The sequence below is a fragment of the Pedobacter sp. 01T416_2 genome, assembly GCF_056398925.1.
On sequence record NZ_JBFTQI010000812.1, the window covers coordinates 1 to 2,533 of the forward strand.

Genomic DNA, 2,533 nt, shown 5'->3' on the forward strand with positions numbered 1-2,533 from the left:
CTGCATACTGGGCTCCAATCGGCAGGATAAAAAGCCAGGATAACATTTTTTCCTTTAAAGTCTTTAAGTTTTATTTTCTGATCGGGAGTAGCATTCAATTCGAAATCTGGTGCTACAGCGCCTTTTTCTAACATATTAAGGAGTTTAAAATTTAAATCATTTAATAAACAACGCTGAATCTGTGTTGTTTGCAACAAATTTTAGCCTAATTTCTGCCTTTTGATTAAGTAAGACTGAAGGACAGGGTAAAATCCATCGTTCATATCGGCATCAATTAAGTCGATTTTATATTGGGCGCATTTTAGCACAATCTGCTGTCGATACGAGGAAACTGCCGCTGTATAATTTTCCTTTACCTGATTGGTATGTACTTTAATCGTTTCGCCGGTTTCCATATCGATAAACTGGTATGGGCGGTTTTCAAAATTGAAATCAACTTCTTTTGATTTATCTACCACGTTAAAAACCACCACTTCATGTTTGTTGAATTTTAAATGCTGCAAAGCATCAAAAAACTCGTCCGTTTTATCTGTGCTGGTTTGTGTATTAAAAAGATCGCTAAAAACAATTACCAATGAACGTTTATGAATCAATTCGGCCACCTGGTGTAAAGCTTCGCTTAAATTAGTCTGTGCATTTACCTTGGGTTTATGTAACAGCTCTTCCAATTGTGTAAACAGATATTTCTGATGTACTGTAGTCGACTTTGCTGGCGAATTCAACAGTATTTCATCTGTAAATAAGCTTAATCCGAAAGCATCACGCTGTTTCTTCAACAGGTACATCAAAGATGCAGCAGCCTGTATCGAGAAGATCAGTTTGTTATTTTTAGGTTCAGGAAAGTACATTGATGAGGACACATCAATCACAAACTGGCAGCGCAAATTGGTTTCTTCTTCGAAACGTTTACTGTAAAGTTTATCAGTTTTGGCATATAATTTCCAGTCGATATTTTTAACATTATCGCCATTATTATACTGGCGGTGCTCTGCAAATTCAACCGAAAAGCCATGGAACGGACTTTTATGCAGTCCGGTAATAAAACCTTCTACCACTTGTTGTGCAAGCAATTCTAAATTACCATAGCTTGTTTCGTTTTCGTAGTTTACAACCCGCATATGGTAAAGCTAATAAAAGATTTATTAAAAAAAATTAAAAAAGTCCCCAAGACTTTCGAAGTTTCAAAGGTCCAAGCACTGGCTAACTACAAACTGTGAATTGCAAACTGCAAATTGATATGGGCGTTCCCCAAGCTACGCAAGGGGCGGGCTTTGCAGGGCTGCGCTATGCTCCGGTACCGACGAAGGATCGGTACTAACCCTTACAATCCCTAACGCAAAACCTCCGCCTTAAAGACCTGGCAAACCTGAGCAATTTGATGGTCCGACTATGCTACTATCCTTTGATAAATAAACCCGATTGCAGTGGTAGCTGCCGGCTTCACGCCGGCACTACAAACGGAAAGCAGGGCCGAAACCCCCAATGAAAAACTGATCCCTCATTTCCAAAAACAAATAAAATGATTTAAAACAAAAAATCCCGGACTCAATAAATGAATCCGGGATCTATATTTTATAATTACTTAACTTACTTCTTAGCAATTCTAAACAAATGACCATTATCGGTTACAGAATAAAGCGCCCCGTCTTTTCCTTCTACCATATCACGGAAACGTTCGCCTTTACCTTCCAGTAATCGCTCTTCACCMACAATTTTATCATTTTTTATTACCAATCTGATAATATGCGAACCACCCAAGCCACCTACAAACAAATTTCCTTTCCATTCGGCGATACTATTGCTGTTATAAAACGCAATACAGCCAGGAGAAATACTTGGGTTCCAATAATAAATAGGTTGCTCCATACCATCTTTCTGTTGAATACCATCACCTACTTTTTTACCACTGTATTCTGTTCCGTAGGTAATAATTGGCCAGCCATAATTTTTGCCTGGTTTAATAATATTTACCTCATCGCCACCTTTAGGGCCAAATTCGGCTTCCCATAAATCACCGGTTAAAGGATTAATGGCTAAACCATCTGGATTCCGCAATCCATAGGCATAAATTTCTGGTTTTGCATCTGCTTTGCCAGCAAAGGGTCCGTTCGCCACAGCTTTACCATTGGTGGTAAGGTGTAAGATTTTACCCAAAGAAGAATTTAAATATTGTGCCTGAATTCTGATATCGTTACCAGAACGTTCGCCAGTACTTACAAATAAATTACCATTCTTATCGAACACAATTCTCGAACCGTATTGAAGTTTACCGCCGTAAGCCGGTGTAGCGCGGTAAATAATGGTTTGGTTTTCTATTGTAGTTTCATTAGCTGCTAATTTACCTTTGGCAATGGCTAATAAAACACCTTTATCCTGTGGCTCTGAATAAGCCCAATAAATCATTCTGTTTTTAGCAAAGTTTGGATCTAAAGTTACATCCAATAAACCGCCCTGGCCAGATGGATCTACCTTGGGTAAACCGGTTATCTTTTTGCTTAATTTCCCATCAGGAGTAAGGATCACCATTGTACCC

At 38.7% G+C, this 2,533-nt stretch carries 3 protein-coding genes; all 3 read right to left on the bottom strand.

Features of this window, described 5'->3' with window-relative positions; all coding sequences use genetic code 11:
• Positions 1-134: redoxin domain-containing protein (locus AC1DPQ_RS24400; RefSeq protein WP_477611151.1), on the bottom strand; the 134-nt coding region annotated here is incomplete at its 3' end.
• A gap of 66 nt (positions 135-200) precedes the next feature.
• On the bottom strand, positions 201-1,118 hold the full coding sequence (locus AC1DPQ_RS24405) for a DUF58 domain-containing protein (protein ID WP_477584275.1): 918 nt from the start codon (positions 1,116-1,118) through the stop codon (positions 201-203).
• A 469-nt stretch (positions 1,119-1,587) separates the two neighbouring features.
• Positions 1,588-2,533: PQQ-dependent sugar dehydrogenase (locus AC1DPQ_RS24410; RefSeq protein ID WP_477611150.1), on the bottom strand; the 946-nt coding region annotated here is incomplete at its 5' end.